The 19,889-nt window shown below is 36.7% G+C and carries 18 protein-coding genes and 1 riboswitch; of the genes, 15 read left to right on the top strand and 3 right to left on the bottom strand.

The window, feature by feature from the left end:
• The first annotated feature begins 131 nt into the window (after positions 1-131).
• From OTK01_RS09990 to OTK01_RS09945, 10 genes are all read left to right on the top strand, one after another.
• Entirely contained in the window at positions 132-332 is a 201-nt protein-coding gene (locus tag OTK01_RS09990; RefSeq protein ID WP_029228094.1) for a type II toxin-antitoxin system VapB family antitoxin, read from the top strand.
• On the top strand, positions 329-727 hold the full coding sequence (gene vapC / locus OTK01_RS09985; RefSeq protein WP_029228095.1) for a type II toxin-antitoxin system VapC family toxin: 399 nt from the start codon (positions 329-331) through the stop codon (positions 725-727). The genes OTK01_RS09990 and vapC overlap by 4 nt, the downstream gene beginning before the upstream one ends.
• Before the next feature lie 95 nt (positions 728-822).
• Positions 823-947, top strand: a riboswitch (SAM riboswitch).
• Positions 948-1,061: 114 nt separating this feature from the next.
• Positions 1,062-2,252 (top strand): methionine adenosyltransferase, encoded by a 1,191-nt coding sequence (gene metK, locus OTK01_RS09980; RefSeq protein WP_014042349.1) that lies wholly within the window; start codon positions 1,062-1,064, stop codon positions 2,250-2,252.
• An 85-nt stretch (positions 2,253-2,337) separates the two neighbouring features.
• Positions 2,338-2,742 (top strand): TIGR04086 family membrane protein, encoded by a 405-nt coding sequence (locus OTK01_RS09975; RefSeq protein ID WP_029228096.1) that lies wholly within the window; start codon positions 2,338-2,340, stop codon positions 2,740-2,742.
• Between the two features lie 128 nt (positions 2,743-2,870).
• A complete protein-coding gene (locus OTK01_RS09970; protein ID WP_029228097.1) occupies positions 2,871-3,455 on the top strand; it encodes a hypothetical protein in 585 nt (194 codons plus the stop codon).
• A 49-nt stretch (positions 3,456-3,504) separates the two neighbouring features.
• Entirely contained in the window at positions 3,505-5,901 is a 2,397-nt protein-coding gene (gene recJ, locus OTK01_RS09965) for a single-stranded-DNA-specific exonuclease RecJ (RefSeq protein WP_029228098.1), read from the top strand.
• Positions 5,902-5,922: 21 nt separating this feature from the next.
• The gene (locus OTK01_RS09960; RefSeq protein ID WP_029228099.1) at positions 5,923-6,363 is read left to right on the top strand and encodes an NfeD family protein; all 441 of its coding nucleotides are present in this window, start codon (positions 5,923-5,925) and stop codon (positions 6,361-6,363) included.
• Between the two features lie 14 nt (positions 6,364-6,377).
• On the top strand, positions 6,378-7,313 hold the full coding sequence (locus OTK01_RS09955; RefSeq protein WP_029228100.1) for an SPFH domain-containing protein: 936 nt from the start codon (positions 6,378-6,380) through the stop codon (positions 7,311-7,313).
• Between the two features lie 28 nt (positions 7,314-7,341).
• A complete protein-coding gene (locus tag OTK01_RS09950) occupies positions 7,342-7,704 on the top strand; it encodes a YlbF/YmcA family competence regulator (RefSeq protein ID WP_029228101.1) in 363 nt (120 codons plus the stop codon).
• 30 nt (positions 7,705-7,734) lie between these two features.
• Positions 7,735-10,467: a UPF0182 family membrane protein gene (locus tag OTK01_RS09945; RefSeq protein WP_029228102.1), complete on the top strand. Its 2,733-nt coding sequence runs from the start codon at positions 7,735-7,737 to the stop codon at positions 10,465-10,467.
• A 39-nt stretch (positions 10,468-10,506) separates the two neighbouring features.
• Here the strand turns inward: OTK01_RS09945 and OTK01_RS09940 are convergent, their stop codons facing one another.
• Entirely contained in the window at positions 10,507-11,811 is a 1,305-nt protein-coding gene (locus OTK01_RS09940; protein WP_029228103.1) for an APC family permease, read from the bottom strand.
• Positions 11,812-12,199: 388 nt separating this feature from the next.
• Here OTK01_RS09940 and OTK01_RS09935 point away from each other — a divergent pair, with 388 nt between their 5' ends.
• Together OTK01_RS09935 and OTK01_RS09930 are read left to right on the top strand one after the other, a co-directional pair.
• Complete coding sequence (locus OTK01_RS09935; RefSeq protein ID WP_029228105.1) at positions 12,200-13,486, top strand: class II aldolase/adducin family protein; 1,287 nt, start codon at positions 12,200-12,202, stop codon at positions 13,484-13,486.
• A gap of 26 nt (positions 13,487-13,512) precedes the next feature.
• Positions 13,513-14,562: a class II aldolase/adducin family protein gene (locus OTK01_RS09930; RefSeq protein ID WP_029228106.1), complete on the top strand. Its 1,050-nt coding sequence runs from the start codon at positions 13,513-13,515 to the stop codon at positions 14,560-14,562.
• Positions 14,563-14,621: 59 nt separating this feature from the next.
• On the opposite strand, the gene OTK01_RS09925 is transcribed toward OTK01_RS09930, so the two are convergent.
• Both OTK01_RS09925 and srlD read right to left on the bottom strand, forming a co-directional pair.
• Positions 14,622-15,923: a PHP domain-containing protein gene (locus OTK01_RS09925; protein ID WP_029228107.1), complete on the bottom strand. Its 1,302-nt coding sequence runs from the start codon at positions 15,921-15,923 to the stop codon at positions 14,622-14,624.
• 28 nt (positions 15,924-15,951) lie between these two features.
• The gene (srlD, locus tag OTK01_RS09920) at positions 15,952-16,731 is read right to left on the bottom strand and encodes a sorbitol-6-phosphate dehydrogenase (RefSeq protein ID WP_029228108.1); all 780 of its coding nucleotides are present in this window, start codon (positions 16,729-16,731) and stop codon (positions 15,952-15,954) included.
• A 206-nt stretch (positions 16,732-16,937) separates the two neighbouring features.
• Here srlD and OTK01_RS09915 point away from each other — a divergent pair, with 206 nt between their 5' ends.
• Genes OTK01_RS09915 through lipA form a run of 3 tightly spaced genes read left to right on the top strand, consistent with a single transcriptional unit; the run spans position 16,938 to position 19,830 of the window.
• Positions 16,938-18,203 carry a zinc-binding dehydrogenase gene (locus OTK01_RS09915; protein WP_029228109.1) on the top strand — a complete coding sequence of 422 codons (1,266 nt, stop codon included), beginning with the start codon at positions 16,938-16,940 and terminating at the stop codon, positions 18,201-18,203.
• 44 nt (positions 18,204-18,247) lie between these two features.
• Entirely contained in the window at positions 18,248-18,958 is a 711-nt protein-coding gene (lipB, locus tag OTK01_RS09910) for a lipoyl(octanoyl) transferase LipB (protein WP_029228110.1), read from the top strand.
• On the top strand, positions 18,955-19,830 hold the full coding sequence (lipA, locus tag OTK01_RS09905) for a lipoyl synthase (RefSeq protein WP_029228111.1): 876 nt from the start codon (positions 18,955-18,957) through the stop codon (positions 19,828-19,830). Before lipB ends, lipA begins: the two co-directional genes overlap by 4 nt.
• The last annotated feature ends 59 nt before the right edge of the window (positions 19,831-19,889 follow it).

Here is a 19,889-nt window from a genome sequence, read left to right as displayed (position 1 = left end):
TATTTTACATGTTTTCCTAAAAATTATTTAACGAAAAAAGTTTTCTACAAACTCTTGACACCATTGTGGGAGGGTGAGAGATTGACAATTATTCCTATGTGTATTAAGATACACATAGGGAGGTGTATAAAATGAGGACCAATATTTTTATAGATGAAAATTTATTAAAGAAAGTAATGGAAATTGCTGGAGTGAAGACAAAAAAAGAAGCAGTTGAGATTGCCTTGAGGGAGTACTTAGAAAATCACACACGGAAGAATTTGTTAGAGTTAAAAGGTAAAATAATGTTTGATGAAAATTATGATTATAAAAGGATGAGGGCAGAACAATGATTTTAGTTGACACTTCTGTGTTGATAGATTTTTTTAAGGGGAACACAAACGAAAAGGTAGAAAAGTTTGAATGGATATTGAAAAATAAGATACCATTTGGGATTACTCATTTAATTTACCAGGAAATTTTACAAGGTGCTAAAGATGAAAAAGAGTTTGAGCTGTTGAAGGAATATTTGAGCACTCAACCATTTTATGAATTGAAAAAAGGAAAAAAATCGTATGAAGAAGTAGCGCTACTCTACTTAAAGTGCAAGAAACGGGGCATAAATCTCAGAAGCACTATAGATGTGATAATAGCCCAGATAGCTATTGAAAATAATCTTTATTTGCTCCACAACGACAGAGATTATTCTAAAATTGCAGAGATTGATAATAGATTAAAAGAATATTAAATGTAATAACATTTCCGGTTGACAATACCCTTTTGTTTTGTTAATATTAATGAGGCAAATTTAAAAATTGAATATGGTAAACAATGATAAGGTTATCCTTATCAAGAGAGGTGGAGGGAAAAAGGCCCGATGAAACCCGGCAACCGGCAAAGCTTTTGGCTTTGCAATGGTGCCAACTCCGTCAGAAAGCAAAATAATTTGGCTTTCTGAGAGATGAGGATAAAACTTTTGCAAAAGAAAGTTTTGCCTCTTCTTTTCAGAAGGGGCTTAAATTTTTTGGTATTTTTAAAAAACAAAGAGTTTTTATTTTACTTAAAAGGAGGTAAAAAGACAGATGAGAAAGCTATTTACGTCAGAGTCAGTAACAGAGGGTCATCCTGACAAGATCTGTGACCAGATTTCAGATGCTGTTTTGGATGCAATATTGGAAAAAGACCCATACGCAAGGGTAGCATGTGAGGTTGCAGTAACAACAGGTCTTGTTCTGGTTATGGGTGAGATAACAACAAAATGCTATGTAGACATACCAAAGATAGCAAGGGATACAATAAGAGAGATTGGCTATACACGTGCAAAGTATGGATTTGATGCTGACACATGTGCTGTTATAACATCAATTGACGAACAGTCGCCTGATATTGCAATGGGCGTTGACAAGGCGTTGGAGGCAAAACTTGGTGAGATGACAGAAGATGAGATAGAGGCAATTGGTGCAGGCGACCAGGGTATGATGTTTGGCTTTGCTTGCGATGAGACTCCGGTTTTAATGCCAATGCCAATCTATCTTGCGCACAAGCTCGCAAGAAGACTTGCTTATGTGAGGAAAGAAGGTATTTTGCCTTATCTTCGTCCAGATGGCAAAACTCAGGTCACAGTTGAGTATGAAGATGACAGACCTGTTCGAGTTGACACGGTGGTTGTATCCACACAGCACAGCCCAGAGGTTACACATGCTCAGATAGAGGCAGATGTTATTGAGCATGTTATAAAACCTGTGATTCCAGAGGGTATGCTTGACAAGAACACAAAGATTTTTGTAAATCCTACAGGAAGATTTGTGATTGGTGGACCTCAAGGCGACTCAGGGCTTACAGGAAGAAAGATTATTGTTGACACATACGGTGGATATGCACGCCACGGCGGTGGAGCTTTTTCTGGTAAGGACCCGACAAAGGTTGACCGCTCTGCAACATATGCTGCAAGGTATGTTGCAAAGAACATTGTTGCATCAGGACTTGCTAAAAAGTGTGAGGTACAAGTTTCATATGCAATAGGTGTTGCAAGACCACTTTCAATCAGGGTTGACACATTTGGCACGGGTAAAATTAGCGATGAAAAGATTGCTGAGATTGTAAAGAGGGTATTTGATTTGCGACCTGCTGCAATAATCAGAGACTTGGACTTGAGACGTCCTATCTACAAGCAGGTAGCAGCATATGGGCATTTTGGAAGAGAAGATTTGGACCTTCCATGGGAGAGAACTGATAAGGTTGATATAATACTCAAAGAAGCTCAGAATATTTAAAATTCTCGAAAGAATAGTTCTAACTTATTCAAGCCTTTAATAATGTTTATTAGAGCTTGTTTTGGATAAAATTTATGGCAAGTAAATGGATAGAAAGAATCCAGATGTGTCCCTTTATCAATATATATGGGTTATAGTAAAGTCTCTGTTCATGGTTTGCTTGCTGATATTTGTTATATCCATTTTTGTGATGTATTTTTCTATGCCAGACAAGATTGCTCTTTTTCTCACGCTATTTTCTATGTTTGTGGGGATAGCATTTTCTGGGTATGAGGCAGCAGCTATGTCACCCAACAGAAAAAAAGTGGCAGCGTTTTTGGTTTCAGTTTTTGTTACAGTCATACTTTTTGTCTTGAGCATCGTATTTAAAAAAGATTTTAATGTTTCAAAATACCAATTATATATCCTTCTGTTTGGACCGATTATAGGGTTTTTGGCAGGTGCACTCAATTCAAGTAAGGCAAAAAGACCAAGAACAAAAAGAAGATAGAGTTTTTAAATAAATGCATTTTCCCCTTTTGCTTTCAAAAAGCAAAGGGGTTTATTTTTTTGCTTTTGAGCCACTTATGATATATAATAATCTCAAGGAAAAAATTAATCTTTTTGGGGGAAAAGATGATGAAACAGAGGATTGCATATCTAGTCAGCAGTCTTTTTACAGTTCCCATGGTAGCATTACTTGTTTTTACTATCATGTGGTTTGATAATAGTAAAGCAAACTTTAACAATAATTTATATTACTATCTGAATTCAGTATTATTTTTCACTATAATTCCTCTTTGTGCCTATATTGTTGCAAGGACCATTCCTAAGTTTAAGGCTGGAGGAAGAGAAGCCGAAAGAAAACTTGCATTTATATTTGGAATAGTCGGGTATGTACTTGGAAATATAAGTCTTGTGTTTATGAAAAAACCAACAAAGGCTATGATAGGACTTTATTTATCATATCTTATCTCAGCCTTGATTTTGGCGTTTGTGAATAAGGTCTTGAGGTTCAAAGCGAGTGGTCATGCATGTGGAATAACCGGTCCGATTGTTGCAATAAACTTTATTGCGGGAATAAAGATGCTATATTTGGCATTGCTCATTCCTCTTGTCATGTGGTCAAGACTTGTGCTAAAAAGACATGATACAAAACAGCTTTTAGCAGGTGCTGCCACTTCATTTTTTGTCACGCTCATAATAATGATTTGGATATACTGAGGTTCTTAAATTAAGTTATTTTCTGCGTTTGAGGGGGATTTTTTGAAGTATGATTTTTCAGAAGAAGAGATGGATTTTGAAAGATAATAACAACTTTGAAAATATGGATATTGAAATTGATGGTAGAAAAATAAAGCCTCAAATTATAAAGGTTTTGAACAATAGAGGTGTACAGGAGAAAGAAGAAATAGAGAGATTTTTAAATCCTTCACTGAAGAATCTTCACAATCCCTTTCTTTTGAGTGACATGAAAGAGGCGGTTAAAATAATACACGAGGCTATTTTGCACAAAAGCAGGGTATTAATATATGGTGATTATGACTGCGATGGAGTCACAAGTACATATCTACTCTATTCCACTTTGAGAAATTTCTTGCCCACAAGCTATTACATTCCCAATAGATTTAAAGATGGATATGGACTCAATCTTGATGTTTTAAAGAAACTGGAGGATAAGTTTGACCTGCTTATTACTGTTGACACAGGGATTAGCGCACAAAATGAGGTAAAGTATCTTAAAGAAAAAGGGAAAAAGGTCATAATCACAGACCATCATGAACCGAAAGAAGTTTTGCCAGATGCTGATGCTGTGATAAATCCTAAAAGAAAAGATAGCGTTTATCCTTTCAGGGATTTGGCGGGTGTTGGGGTGGCGTTTAAGCTTTTACACGCACTCAAAAGCTCTGGGCTAAATCTTAAACTTTCTGAGTATCTTGATGTTGTTGCAATTGGTACAATTGCAGATGTTATGCCTCTTGTTGATGAAAACAGGATTTTTGCAAAGTTCGGGCTTAAGGTTTTAAAAAATACGAGAAACGTTGGACTCAAGAAGCTTATAGAAGTAGCTGGACTTTCGTCAAAAGAGGAGCTAAAGCCGTATGATGTGTCGTTCATAATCGGTCCGAGACTGAACGCCGCTGGGCGAATTTCTGATGCGAATTTGGCTGTGTCACTTCTTTTAGAGAAGGATGCTATAAAAGCAGAGAGTATCGCAAAAAGACTTGATGAGGAGAATAGAAAGCGTCAGGAGATAGAGGAAAAGACAATCAAAGAAGCCCAGAGCTTGATTGCCAAAAACAAAAGTATTTTAAAGAAGAAGATATTTGTTCTTAGCAATGGTTCATGGCATGCTGGAGTTGTTGGGATAGCTTCTTCTAAGATAACAGAAAAGTATTACAGACCGTCGCTTTTGCTAACAGTTGCTGACCAGGGTATTTTAAAAGGTTCTGGAAGGTCAATTAAAGGGTTTAACCTGTTTGAGGCTTTGAAGAGCTGTTCCGAGATCTTACTAAAATTTGGTAGCCATGAATATGCAGCAGGTCTTTCCCTACCTGTTGACAATGTCGAAAAACTTGATGAGATTTTAAATTCTATTGCACAGGACTACCATTTTATGATATTCAAGCCAGCAATTGAGGTTGACCTTGTGCTCTCTTTAAATGAGATTGATGATGAGTTGGTTGACCAGGTTTATCTGTTAGAGCCGTTTGGGGTTGGAAATCCTGAACCAACATTTTTGATCAAAAATCTTGTTGTCGAAAATTTTAGGTTTATGGGTGAGGACAACAAGTACTATAAGTTTTTTACTGGCAACTCGACAAAATATGATGTTGTGTGCTTTTCAAACTTAGAAGATGAGGATGAGCTAATTTCAATGAAAAAGGTTGATATTGTTTGCAAGCTTGAGAGAAATCTTTTTAACTCTGTGAGAAAAAATCAGTTCAATATTATTGATATTTGTGAAAATGTTAGTTTTGGAGTAATAAAAGACCTTTACAATAATCTAAAAGCCATAAGGGAGTGTAACTTAAACTTTAAAAAGTATGAACTGCACAGAGCCAGCTTGCAAGATATTGAAAATAAAAAATGTGTCTATGTAGCATTTTATCCGCATATTGTTCTCAATTTTCTCAAATTCTTGAAAGGAGAAGATGTGGAGGGCGAGTTTTTTGAGTTTTTGAATATGCAAGGTAGAATAATTCAGCATCAAAGTAGCCTCAAAGAGGTGTATTTTGACGATATCTTTGCAACAAGGCTTGATAAGTTAAATCTTTTAAATGATGAAGCAGATTTGATTGTTGCGCTTGATGTACCTTCATATCAGTTTATAAAGAACTTCTACCCAGATGTTGATGTAGTTATGATTAACTTGGATAACAAATTTGATGAATTTGCGTTACAAATTAATGAAGAATGTGTGAACGTCTACAAAACCTTCAGAACGTGTGAGTTTATATCTTACAATTTTTCGGGTATATATGAATCAGACCCATTTTTGAAGGTAGTAAAACTGCTTTTTATTGTCCAAATGTTTGAAGAGGCGGGTCTCATTTTAGCAGAGGTTACTCACGAGGGAATTGAGGTAAAAGAGTTTTTAAAGGCACAAGAAAAGGTGAACCTAAAATCTACAAAGGTATACAGCTTTTACAAAACTTTAAAAGAATAAAAGATGAAAGGGGGAGTTTTGTTGAATGTAGGCGTTTATGACTTTATATGGCTTGGGATTGCTCTTGCGTTTTTGATTGCTGATACGTTTATAGGCTTTGTTTTGTTCCCAATTTATATATCAGCCTTTGTAGTATTTATTCTTGACCTGTTTATCAACAATATTGCACTTGAAGTAGGGATATTTATTGTTCTGGCAGTTAGTATTTTCTTAATTTTCAAGCCCAAGATAAAAAGGTTTCTTCAAAACATGCCCAGGATAGAAAATAAAAGTTTTGTATCTGTTGGCGATGAATTTTTTGTTGAGGAAGTATCTGAGGATGGATATTTTGGTAAGATAAAAAAAGACGGGATATTTTATAATATCTACAGCCAAAAGAAGCTTCAAATAGGGGACAAAGTCAGGGTTACAAGGGTAGAAGGGCTAAAAATCTTTGTTGAAAAAATTGAGGATAAGGTATAAGGAGGGGAAAGTAAATGCCTACAATTGGCTGGGTAATACTTGTTGTGGGACTCTTTTTAATATTCTTCTTCTCAAGCATCAAGGTTGTCAGAACAAAATACTGCTATGTTGTTGAAAGGATTGGCCAGTTTCACAGGGTTTTAGAACCTGGTGTTCACATCATCATTCCGTTTATTGATAACGTCAGAGCAAAGGTAAATATGCAGGAACGAATTCTTGATGTTCCGCCACAGGATGTTATTACAAAAGACAATGTGAGAATAAAGATTGACTCTGTTGTGTTTTTTGAGGTATTTGATGCAAAGATGTGCACTTACAACATTCAAAACTATCAGGCGGCGATTATGTATTCAGTGCTCACAAACCTTAGAGATGTTGTTGGTAACATGACACTTGACGAGATATTTTCATCAAGAGAAGTAATTAACTCAAGACTCACATCTGTTTTGGACCAGATAACAGATAACTATGGTGTTAAAGTTAAAAGGGTTGAAATAAAAGATATTATTCCACCAGCAGAAATTACACAAGCAATGGAAAAGCAAATGAAAGCAGAGCGAGACAAAAGAGCCATGATTTTGGAAGCAGAAGGTGTAAGAGAAAGTGAGATTGCAAAGGCAGAAGGGTATAAGCAGGCGCTTATAAAGAGAGCTGAGGGTGAAAAGCAACAAAAGATTTTGCAGGCAGAAGGTCAGGCTCAGGCAATAGAGATGGTAGCTAAGGCTCAGGCAAATGCTATTGCGTATGTCAACAGGGCAATAAAAGAAAGTGGAACAGATGCGGTTGTCCTTGCGATGAGACAGATTGAAGCTGCAATTGAGATTGCTAAAAATCCAGCAAATAAGGTGTATATCCCAACAGATGCGTTCAAAAATCTTGGAACTCTCATTGGTGCGTCTGAGCTAATAAGAACAAATGATAATACAAACTCTCAACCATCATCACAATAAAAAATGATGAGAGGTGGCAAAACGAAAGATGAGGAATGTATATGACATTGCATATGAACTTGCCACTGCTTTGAAGGAGTCGAACGAATTTAAGAGGTTTAAAGCTGCAAAAGAAAAGATTGAAAAGGATGAAAAGTTAAAACAGATGATTTCTGATTTTAAAAAGAAACAGTTCGAACTTGAACAAAAACGCCTAAAAGGTGAAGAAGTTACGAGCTCTGATGTGTATTCCTTGCAGCAGCTTTATCAGATAATATCTCTAAATCCAGATATAGAAGAGTACCTTTCTGCTGAGATGATGCTGGCAAAGATAATTGCTGACATTTCAAAAATCATTGCTGACAGTATTGAGCTGAAAGACGAAATTTGGGGATTTAGCGAGAATAAATAAAAAAACAAAAATGAGGGGATTTGCTCAAAGATGGCAGATAGAATAATTTATGATTACAAAAAGGAAAAGACCAAAAGAGTTTTGAAAAGAGTAGGATTTGTTTTGGCGCTGCTGATTTTGATTGCCATTGCATTTTCGATCGCGTTTGATTTGTTTTTAGAGCTAATCCAGATAAGAGAGATTGGTAAGAATTTTGTCAGTGTATTCTGGAAAAATTTCTATGTAAAACTTTCCGTACAAATAATTTCTTTTATTATATTGTTTTTTGTGTTCTTTACAAACAACGCAATTGTGAAAAAGAATGTAGAAAGAATTGTAGGGAAAATTGGCTTTTTGAAGAAAAACATCCTCAATATTATTCTTTCTCTTTTCTTAGCACTTATTACAAGCAAGTATTTAGAAAATAATCTCTATATAAAGTTTTTAACATTGACACATTCTAAACCTTTTAATATCAAAGACCCAATCTTTAAAAAAGACATAGGTTACTATGTGTTCGAAAGACCATTTTATCTGACTGTGGTGAATTTCCTCTTTTTCTTGATGATATTCGTATGTGTATACACAGTGGTATTATATTTAGTGCTCTATACAGTTTCATTTGTTAGCAGAACAAGTTCATGGAATATTCTATCTGATAAAAAGGTCAGGTTCCATATATTTTTCAACCTCATACTCATATTTGTTGTAAAAATATTTACTTTAAAGTACGAAATGGAAGGACTTTTGTACTCTTTCTTTGGAGAAGTTGTGGGAGTTGGATATACAGATTATTATATTAGAATGAATTACTTTAAGCTATCTTATATAGTTTTGGCTGTGATTATTGCGCTTAGCATTTACTTTTTTATAAAAGGAAAATATTCAACTGTTGGGAAAGTCATGCTTTCATATATTGTTTGGGGAATTTTGGGGACATTAGTTGCTACGGCTTTTCAGTATTTTGTTGTATCTCCAAACGAGCAGGTGTATGAGAGACCGTTTTTAGAAAAGAATATAAAGTTTACACGGCTTGCTTACAATTTAGAAAACATAGAAGAAAAATATTTCCCTGTTGACACATCCAACAACATAACTGCAAAAGACTTGGAGCAAAACAGGGCGACAGTGGAAAATATAAGAATAACAGATTTTCCAACCACTTTAGACATTCAAAACCAGATTCAGCGATTTAAACAGTATTATATCTTCAATGATGCAGACATAGCAAAATATACCATAAACGGCAGGATAAAATCTGTGTTTATCTCTGCAAGAGAGATAAACTACGATGGCATTCCTACAAAGACATATATAAATCAGAAATTCCAGTATACCCATGGTTACGGCGTTGTTATGAGTCTTATGACAGAGGTGACACCAGAGGGTCAGCCAAAGTTCATTATAAAGGACATCCCAGTAAAAAGCTTAGATGGTGCACCCAAGGTTACCCAGCCACGTATCTACTATGGCGAAAAGACAGACCCGTATGTAATAGTCAACACAAAGGTTGATGAGATAGATTACCCGGAAGGTGATTCAAACAAGCTCTACAGATACACTGGTAATGGAGGAATAAAACTTACACCGCTTAATAGGCTGATATTTTCATATGTATACAAAGATTTTAGGCTTCTTATTTCTTCTGCCATAAATTCAAACAGCAAAATCCTTATAAACAGAAACATTGTTCAAAGGGCAAAAAGGGTTGCACCGTTTTTGGAGTTTGACCCTGACCCGTATATCCTGATTGATGGGAAGGGTCGTTTAGTGTGGGTTTTGGATGCGTACACAAAGACAGGTTATTTTCCATATTCAGAGCCAACCGAAGAAGGTTTTAATTACATCCGAAACTCTGTAAAGGTTTTGATTGATGCGTACAATGGTACCTTGAAGTTCTACGTTGTGGACAAAAACGACCCCATTGTAAATGTCTACAGGAGCATATATCCTCAGCTTTTTGAAAAAGGAGACATTCCAGAAGATATTGCCGAGCACATAAGGTATCCCGAGTATATCTTTACTGTCCAGGCAAACATCTTGAAAAGATATCACATGACAAATCCAAATGTATTCTACAACAAAGAAGACCTGTGGGACTTTGGCAAGCACAAAACGCCTGACGGGTCTATTGACTACATTCCGCCGTACTACAGTGTAATGAAACTTCCAGATTCGCAAAAAGAAGAAATGATTTTGATGGTGCCATTTACCCCGCTAAAATACAATACAATGATTGCATGGCTTGCAGCAAAAAGTAGCCAAGAAAATTATGGCAAGCTTGTACTCTACAAGTTCCCGAAAGGCTCAACTGTGTATGGCCCGCTGCAGGTGGAAAATATGATTGACCAAGACCCGCAGATATCAAAAGATTTGTCTCTTTGGAACCAGGGAGGCTCTAAGGTAATAAGAGGCAATTTGTTGGCATTGCCAATAAACCAAAAGATTTTGTACATCGAACCAATATATATTGCATCTGACAACGCATCAGCTTTGCCAGAGGTAAAAAGAGTGATTGCTGCCTGCAACGGCAAAGTTGTAATGGGAAGCAGCTTAAATGATGCTCTTTCGCAGCTCATTGGACAGCAGTTTGCACAAACTACCCAAGAGGTGCAAACGCCTCAACAGCAACAAGGCGCTCAGGAAAATCAAAGCTTTTCTGAGCAGCTTTCAAAGTTAAAAGGTATATTTGAGGATGCTAAGAAAGCTTTGAAAGAAGGTAACTGGGAAGAATTTGGGAGGAAGTTCAAAGAACTTGATGAGATGATGAAAAATATAAAATAACATGAGAGGCTCTTTGTGGGAAAACCCCAAAGAGCCTTTTTAGTTTTTCTTTTTAACAAAGATTACATACACAGGTAAACCAAGAATAGTAACTAAGATGGAAAAGATTGAATCTGTAGGGTTTGAAAATATGTTGTTTACAAGAATGTACAGACCGCTGAAGATTGCAACAAGTGGAGTTATAGGATACAAAAATGTGTTGTAACCATCCTCATTCTTACCTTCTCTTTTTCGCTTGATAAATATCCCAATAAAGAACAGAACATAGAATATCCACGTTGAAAACATGGCAAGGTCTGTGAGCCTATTGAAACTTCGTGTAAATATATACAAGACAGAAAGAACATAAACAAGAATGCTTGAGTTCACAGGTGTTGCAAAGCGAGGATGAAGTCTTGAAAATATATTGTTTGCCACAAATTTCTGGTTTGCTGCCATAGCATATGGAATTCTTATACCTGTCAGGGCAAAGCCGTTTAATGTTCCAACAATGGAGATAATTATGCCAAGTGAAATAAGAGCCTTTCCAATTTGACCAAATAACTTTTCAGAGATAATGTTTATAGCATTTTCAGCCATTGCAAGCTTTTCAATTCCAATGACATTGATGTAAGCAATATTAACAAGAAGATAAACCAACATAACAAAACTCATTCCGAATATCAATACAAATACCAAATTTTTTTTGGCATTTTTCATCTCTCCAGCAACATTTGGTACAGAAAGCCAGCCATCATAAGCCCATAATGTAGATAAAACGGCAAGACCAAAGTTTCGGGGATGATAAAAATAAGTATCAAAATTGCCAGCTGCTGCAGGTTTTATTAATCCAAAGAAAATAATTAAAAAAATAGGTATCAATTTCAAAACTGTTGCCAAAAGCTGAAGAGCTCCGCCATATTTGTTGCCTATAACGTTGATGATAACTATTGCTGTCAAGATACCTAAAGCTAAAATGTCATGCAATATCTGATTTGCATTTAACATACTTGATACTTGGTCTGCAAACAACACAGATAATGCAGAGAGTATGGCAGGTGTATAAATTAAAGTGTTCATCCAGCCAAACAAAAATGAGATTTCATTTCCATAAATCTTTTCAAGATAGACGTAAAGCCCGCCTGTGTGAGGATATCTTGCTGAAAACTCAGCAGCAACAAGCGCACCGCACAGTGACATCACTCCACCCAAAAACCAGGCCAAAAAAATAAAAGTGAAACTTCCAGAGTGCTTTGCAACAGGTGTTGCTTTAAAAAATACCCCTGAACCAATTACCATTCCCACAACTAAGGACAGTGCCATCCAGATGTTTAGATTTTTCTTAAGAAGAATATTGCTTTCCATCTTGCGCCCCCTTTTAGAAAAGTTGCTTCAAAAACTGCAGAAGCTTTGTCGCATTTAGCTAAAAATATAGCACACGAAAAACCTTTGCGCAAGAGAAATATTGTTGTGAAGCTTTCCGGCAGTGGTTTGTTTTGAAATGATTTTTGCATACTTTTAATAGTTTCATAAACAATTTGTAGATTAAATTAGCAATCTGGTTAGTTTAAATTTTAAATAAACGATAGTGACAAAATATCTGAGTTGTATTATAATAATTAATAAAAGACATCAAAATCAAATATAAAAACACATAAAAACAAAACTAATTAACTTCAGCTTCAAAAATCAGGCACAATTAAACATAAAAGCAAAATTGCACAAATATCAGTTGAGGAAAGGAGCATAAATTATGAATTTTGAACTACTACATCCAGCCGACCAGATAGTTATGATAATGGAGAGGATATACGGCTATGGTATGACAACAACGTCTGGTGGGAATATATCAATTAAAGATGACAACGGCGATATCTGGATTACACCTTCTGGGATAGACAAAGGAAGTTTAAAGAGCAGCGACATCGTCCAGGTAAAAGAAGATGGAGAAATCATTGGCAAGCACAAGCCTTCTGTTGAACTTCCGTTTCACGAGATGATATACCGCGCACGGCCTGATATAAAAGCAATAATTCATGCGCACCCGCCAGCGATTATGGCGTTTTCGCTTGCACGCAAAATTCCAAATACAAAACTGATTCCGAATGTTCATCTAATATGCGGCGAGGTTGAGTTAGTAAGCTATGCTTTGCCGGGAAGCACTGAGCTTGGTCAGAAGATAGCTGAGACCTTCAAAAGAGGAGTATCAACAGCCGTCTTGGCAAACCACGGTATTGTTGTAGGTGCAGAAAACCTTTTCAAAGCGTTTATGGCGTTTGAAACGCTTGATTTTTGTGCTCAGCTTGAGATAAGAGCAAGGCTTATTGGTGAGCCAAAACCTCTAAGGCCCAAAGACATTGAGATTTCAAAAGCAAAACAGGATATTAAAATGGATGAGTTCATTCCAAAGGCATATTCGAGTTTTGAAAGGCTGTCAAGAAAGAAGATGTGTGAACTTATCCATAGGGCATATGACCAGAGACTTTTTACAAGCACTCAAGGGACATTTTCTCAGAGGCTCAGTGATAACTCCTTTATAATAACACCATACATGGTTGATAGAAAATACATCCAGCCAGAAGACATTGTTAGGATAGAAAATGAGTACAAGGAGGCTGGGAAAAGGCCGAGCAGGTCAGTGCTGTTGCACAAGTATATCTATGAAAAGCATCCTGATGTCAACGCGATAATCATTGCTCATCCGCCGAACATAATGGCTTTTGCTGTGACAGAAAACGAGTTTGATTCAAAAACCATACCCGAAACTTATATTTCTCTCAGAAACGTTAAAAAGATTCCGTTTGGTTCATCGTTTATGCAGCCAAAAATGACTGCAGATGTGTTTTCTAAAGAAACTCCAGCTGTGATTGTAGAAAATGACTGTGTAATTGTTGTTGGTAAAGACCTTTTAGATGCATTTGACAAACTTGAGGTGCTGGAGTTTACTGCAAAGGCCATCATAGATGCAAAGAGGTTGGGTGATGTTGTGCTAATAAGCCAAGAGGAAATTGAAGAGATAGAAAGAGCATTTAAACTGTGAAAAAATATTTTGAAAGGGATGATGAGATGGAAAAAAGTAAAAGCTTGCATGAGCTTGTATGGCTGTGCCAGAAGATTGGCAGAAAGATTGACTATGTTCAGGGTGGCGGGGGAAACATTTCTGTAAAGCTTGATTCTCAGTATATGGCGATAAAAGCGTCTGGTTTTAGGCTTGACCAGGTGACAGAGGATGACGGGTATGTGATTGTAGACTATCAAAAAATAAAAAGCTTTTATGAGAATGTCAATCTTTCGCAGAATAAAGATTATGAAAAAGAGAGTTTAGAAGTTGCTCAAAAGAGCATTTTAAGTTTTCCTGGGAAAGTTTTAAGACCATCGGTGGAGGTAGGGTTTCACTCAGTCCTTGACAGGTACGTCATCCACTCTCATTCTGTATATGCTAATATCTTGGCTTGTTCACGTGAGGGCAAGCAGCTGTGCTACCAAATATTTAAAGATGGAAATTTTAACTTTATCTGGATACCTTATATCAATCCTGGTTTTTCATTGACCATTGAAATTGCAAACCAGCTCAGAAAGTTTCCAGCTGAAGATAAAAGACCAAAGGTAATCTTCATGGAAAATCATGGACTTATTGTGTCTTCAGATAATTTGAAAGAAGCCTATGAGGTGCACGAAAAGGTTAACCTTTTGATAAAAAGGTGGTTCAAAATAAGAGGGCGATATCCTTCTGCTGTGCTAAAACAAATTGATGATAACAAATACCAGAGCAGAACAAGGTTTATCTTGGATTTTATAAAGTCAGAAAAGTTTGAAGTTGAACTATTTGAAAAATATCCTCTTTATCCTGACCAGCTTGTTTATATAAACTCAAACCTGTACACAGAAAATCCAAAGATAGAAATAGATTTGCAAAAAGGCAGAGTTGTATACAATGCAGCCTATTCAGAGGCACTTGCAACTGAAGAGACTTTGCTTGCTTATCTTTATGTGATAACCAAAATAAACAAGTTTGGTCTTACTATAAAAACTATGTCAGAGGATGAAATGGAATATATCAAAAACTGGGAGAGCGAAAAATATAGAAAAGAACTACTAAAGAAAATGGCAAAATAAGAAGGCAACAAGTGTTCTTGACCGCTTGTTGCCTTTTGTTATGGTAAAAAGTGTCACTTTTAATCTGGTTTTGACCACATTTTAAGACCAATATTTTTAAAATATTCAATTCTGTCCCTCAAATTTGGAAACTTTTCTTGCATTTTTTCTGAAAAAAATCCAAGTTCTTTGTCTTCTGTTGCCATTATCTCATGTCCAATCAAAGCCCATGTAGTATCTATCAAATGCTTGAACTCATCCTGTTTTAATGCTTCACATATAAAACTTTGGCGGGGTGAGTTTATGTCTTCACCACTTATCTGAAGAAAATTATACTTTTCACAAAGGTGTTTGACTCTTTTTAGCTGAGAGAGAGTATTTCTTGATGGCATGTATGTCACTGCTTTTATGCCAAGCTCATCCAAAACCTCAAACAAAAGCTCAAGATATTCATCTTCAAATTTTTCACTTCTTTTATCGCCTGTAACAGATTCAACAACATCACCAAGATAGGCGTATGCAATTATCGCACCTATGTTTTTTGAAAACTCTACAACCTCTTTTATGTCAGGGCACTCATCTGTGGCATTTATATAGAATTTGGGGGTAAAATCGCTCTTAAGTAGCCCTAACAGGTCATATTCATAAAAAGGGTTTTGCTCATCGCTCAGAAAACCTTCTACTTTTTTACTAATCTCAATCTTCAATTCATCTTTGAGAAAATTTATCAATCTTTTTCCCTTGCCAATTCTTTCAATGAGCTTTTTTGCCAGAGCAAAAAGTATGTGTCTTTCTGTAACAGTGCCACCTTCACTATATTTTGAAATACTCACAACATCCTTTTCAAAATCCAAAACAATTTCGTACTTTGAAAGAAGACTATTGATGTTTTCCACCATCAGCCTATTTCTTTTCATCCTTCTTTCGATATACGGTTTAAAAAAGTTCATTACAGTTTCAATTTGGTTATGTGGAATTCCATGAATTGCAACATAGGCAATAGAATGCTGGTCAGGATTGTTTATTTTCTTGCCAGAAAGCAAGGTTTTTGAAAAGTCAGCTCTGCACTCAACACCAATGGTTGTTGCAATACCTGCTATTTTGCCAGCACGAATAAATTCATCGCTACCTGCTATGGTGTCGTGGTCCATTATACCTGCAGTTGGAAGACCGCTTTTTGCCGCCATGTAAATTGCCTTTGAAGGAGAGTATGGTGAAAATGAGTAAAATGTATGTATGTGATTGTTAATGACGCTACTTTTTGGTGGCAATGAAATCTTGCCTTGCCTGACAAGCTCAAAAAACTTTAAAAGAGATTCAAGTCTTCTCTCCTTATCTTCATGATTTAGTTCTTTTTCAAGAGCAAACTCAACTTGTGCCATGTTTCAAATCTTTCTCCTTTTTAAAGATTTATCTCATTTCCTGACCACCTGTTACATTTATAGCCTGCCCTGTCATGTAGCTTGCTTCATCAGATGCTAAAAATACGAGCACGTTTGCAACATCGTCATATGTGCAGGCGCGCCTGAGTGGCACTTGGCTCAAATACTTTTCTCTTATCTGTTCTGGTGTAAGTCCTTGATTTTTGGCGTACTGCTCATAAAGGCTGTTTACCCACAAAGGCGAGTCAAGCAGATTTCCCGGGCATATAGCATTTACTCTAATCCCATACTCTGCAAGCTCAAGTGCCAAGCTCTGTGTAAGACCAATTCCACCAAACTTTGATGCAGAGTATGCAGAGTTTTTGTACGACCCTTTCTTTCCGGACTTACTATTTATCTGGATTATATTTCCTTTTCGGCGTGGAATCATCACTCTTGCTGCGGCTCTTGCGCACAAGAAATATCCAATGAGGTTTACATCGATTACCTTTTTCCACTCAGCAAGCGAAAATTCTGTAATAGGCTTTGCAATTAGTATTCCAGCATTTGCAACCATCAAATCAAGCTGGCCAAAAGTTTCAATGGTCTTGTCGACCATTGCCTCAACCTCTTGTTCGTTTGTAACATCACACTTTACAGCAATAGCTTCAGATAGCTCACTTGCAACTTTCTGAGCACCTTCCAAGTTTATATCCGCAACAACAACCTTGCATCCTTCTTTGTCAAGTCTTCTTGCCAGCGCCTCGCCAAGTCCCTGGGCAGCCCCTGTAACAATCGCAACCTGTCCTTCTAATCTCCTGCAGCTCATATTATAAAACCCCCTTTGATATTGCTTTAACATGTTGTCTTTTTGTTCTATCTAAAATCAATTATACAATATGTGTTGTGTTTATGTCTATATCAATTTGATTTATTTTTGACTTTATTGATTTTTTGGCTAAGATGTATTATCATTATCTTGTAACAACCCTGATGTTATAGATAAGATTTTGATTTGTAAAGGAGGATATAAAAATGAAGACAAAAGCTGTGAGATTATATGGCAAAAACGATTTGAGACTTGAAGAATTTGAACTTCCACCAATAAGAGAAGACGAAATCCTGGCAAAAGTAATTTCTGATAGTCTTTGCATGTCTTCTTACAAGGCAGCAATTCAAGGAAGTGAGCACAAAAGAGTACCAAAAGACATAGACAAAAACCCGGTTATAATAGGTCATGAATTTTGCGGGCAGATAGTAGAGGTAGGTAAAAAGTGGCAGGATAAGTTCAAGCCAGGTGACAAGTTCACCATACAGCCTGCGCTGAACCTCAAAGACAATCCGTATGCAGCACCGGGATATTCGTTCCAGTACATTGGTGGTGATGCGACATACATCATTATTCCGAATGAGGTGATGGAGCAAAACTGTCTTTTAAAGTATGAGGGTGATGCTTTCTTTTACGGCTCACTGGCAGAGCCAATGTCATGCATTATTGGCGCATTTCATGCAAGCTATCACACCCAGGCAGGCAAATATATACACAAAATGGGTACATTAAAAAACGGTTTTATGGCAATCTTAGCAGGTGCTGGTCCAATGGGGCTTGGGGCTATTGACTATGCTGTGCACGGTCCAAGGCCACCAAAGCTGCTTGTTGTGACAGATATAAACCAGGAAAGGCTCGCAAGAGCAGCCTCAATATATACTAAAGAAGATGCTAAAAAGCATGGGGTTGACCTTTATTATGTCAACACTGCCAATGTAGATAATGTTGAGAATTATCTTCTTTCATTTACTGATGGTAGAGGTTTTGACGATGTTTTTGTCTTTGCCCCTGTCAAAGAACTTGTTGAACTTGCAGATAAAATTCTTGCAAGAGATGGGTGCCTAAACTTTTTTGCAGGACCGAGCGACCCTAATTTTTCAGCACTTTTGAACTTTTACAATGTACACTACAACTCAACGCACGTTGTTGGAACAAGTGGTGGCAATACCGATGACATGATTGAAGCGCTTGATTTGATGGCAAAAGGTATCGTCAACCCCGCTGCAATGATTACTCATATCGGGGGGCTTAACTGTGTTGCGCAAACAACCTTAAATCTTCCCAAGATTCCTGGCGGTAAAAAGCTTATATACACAAACGTAGAGCTTGACCTTGTAGCAATAGAAGATTTCAAGGAAAAGGGAAAAGAAGACCCTCTTTTTGCAGAGCTTGCAAAGATTGTTGAAAAAAATAATGGTCTTTGGTGCAAAGAGGCAGAAGATTTTCTTTTAGAGAATGCTAAAAAGATTTGACAGTTAAAATTGAGTATTAACAGTATGAAAGGAAGATATGCAAAGTGTGTATAAATGTCTGTTATTTGGGAGAGGTAGAGTATCAGGAAGCTCTTATTATTCAGGAGAGCATTTGGTCTTTGAGGGTTGAAAAGAAGATTGGTGACACACTGCTGCTGCTTGAACATCCACCTGTTATCACAATAGGAAGACGTGGCAGTAAGAAAAACATACTTGTGTCAGAGGAGTTTTTAGAGAAGTTAGGTGTCAAGGTATTTGAAGTAAGCCGTGGCGGGGATGTGACATATCACGGTCCTGGTCAGCTTGTAGGATACCCAATTTTTGATTTGGCTTTGACAGATAGAGATATAAAAAAGTTTGTGTATCTTTTAGAAGAGGTTTTTATAAGGCTTTTAAAAGACCAGTTTGGAATTGAAGCGCAGAGGGATGAAGACAAATACACCGGTGTTTGGGTTGAAAATAGCAAGATAGTTGCTATAGGGATAGCAGTTAAAAAGTGGGTAACCATGCACGGATTTGCTTTCAATGTAAATACAAATCTTGAACACTTTTCGTGGATTGTCCCGTGCGGACTGAAAGATAGAGGTGTTACATCCTTAGAAAGACTGATTGAAAAAACAATTCCATTTGAAGATGTGGTGGATAAGGTTCAGTCTTATTTTGGAAAGGTTTTCGGCAAGAGTTTGGATATCTTGGGCAAAGAAGAGCTTTTAGATTTGCTGAAAATCCAAACGCAAGAAGGTATGGAAAGATGAGCTATCTAAAAAAGCCTGATTGGCTGAAGATAAGAGTAAAGGCAGATCAAAAAATAGATGATGTCATAGAAATTTTAAAAATGTTTTCTCTTCACACGGTGTGTGAACAAGCTCAGTGTCCAAACATTTATGAGTGCTTTTCAAAAAAAACTGCCACTTTTTTGATTATGGGCGATGTATGTACAAGAAACTGCACATTTTGTGATGTAAAGAAAGGAAATCCAAAGGAGCTAAATACAGATGAACCGGGGATGGTTGCTGAGGCTGTAGAGGCACTTGGGCTTGAGTATGTTGTCATAACCTCTGTTACAAGGGATGATTTGCCAGATGGAGGGGCTTCTCACTTTGCAGAGTGCATAAGAAGCATTAAAGGAAAAAGTAAACATACTAAGATTGAGGTTCTAATTCCTGACTTTAAAGGTAGTTTTGAATCAGTTTCAAAGGTTGTAGAAGCTTCACCTGATGTTGTTGCACACAATATAGAGACCATCGAAAGGTTATATCCCTGCGTAAGACCTTTAGCAAGTTATAGAAGGTCGCTTGATATCTTGAGGATGGTAAAAGAGATTGATAGAAGTGTATTTACAAAATCGGGTATCATGGTTGGACTTGGTGAGACAAAAAATGAAGTTAAAAAGGCGCTTGAAGACTTAAGAAAAGCAGAGTGTGATTTTGTAACAATAGGACAGTACCTATCTCCTTCCAAAAATCACCATCCTGTTGTTGAATTTGTTCATCCAGATGTCTTTGAAGAGTACAAAGAATTTGCAATTTCAATTGGATTTAAGTTTGTTATGTCAGGTCCTCTTGTGAGAAGTTCATATATGGCAGAGAATGCAAAGGATATAATTGAAAATGTCCGCAGAATATGAAATTAGAAAGACAAAAATCAAAATAACATTGACAGAAAACAAACAAAATGATACTATTG

The organism is Caldicellulosiruptor acetigenus (assembly GCF_026914305.1).
Taxonomy (GTDB): domain Bacteria; phylum Bacillota; class Thermoanaerobacteria; order Caldicellulosiruptorales; family Caldicellulosiruptoraceae; genus Caldicellulosiruptor; species Caldicellulosiruptor acetigenus.
Note: the sequence above shows the minus strand (reverse complement) of the source record. Positions and strands in the feature narration are given on the sequence as shown.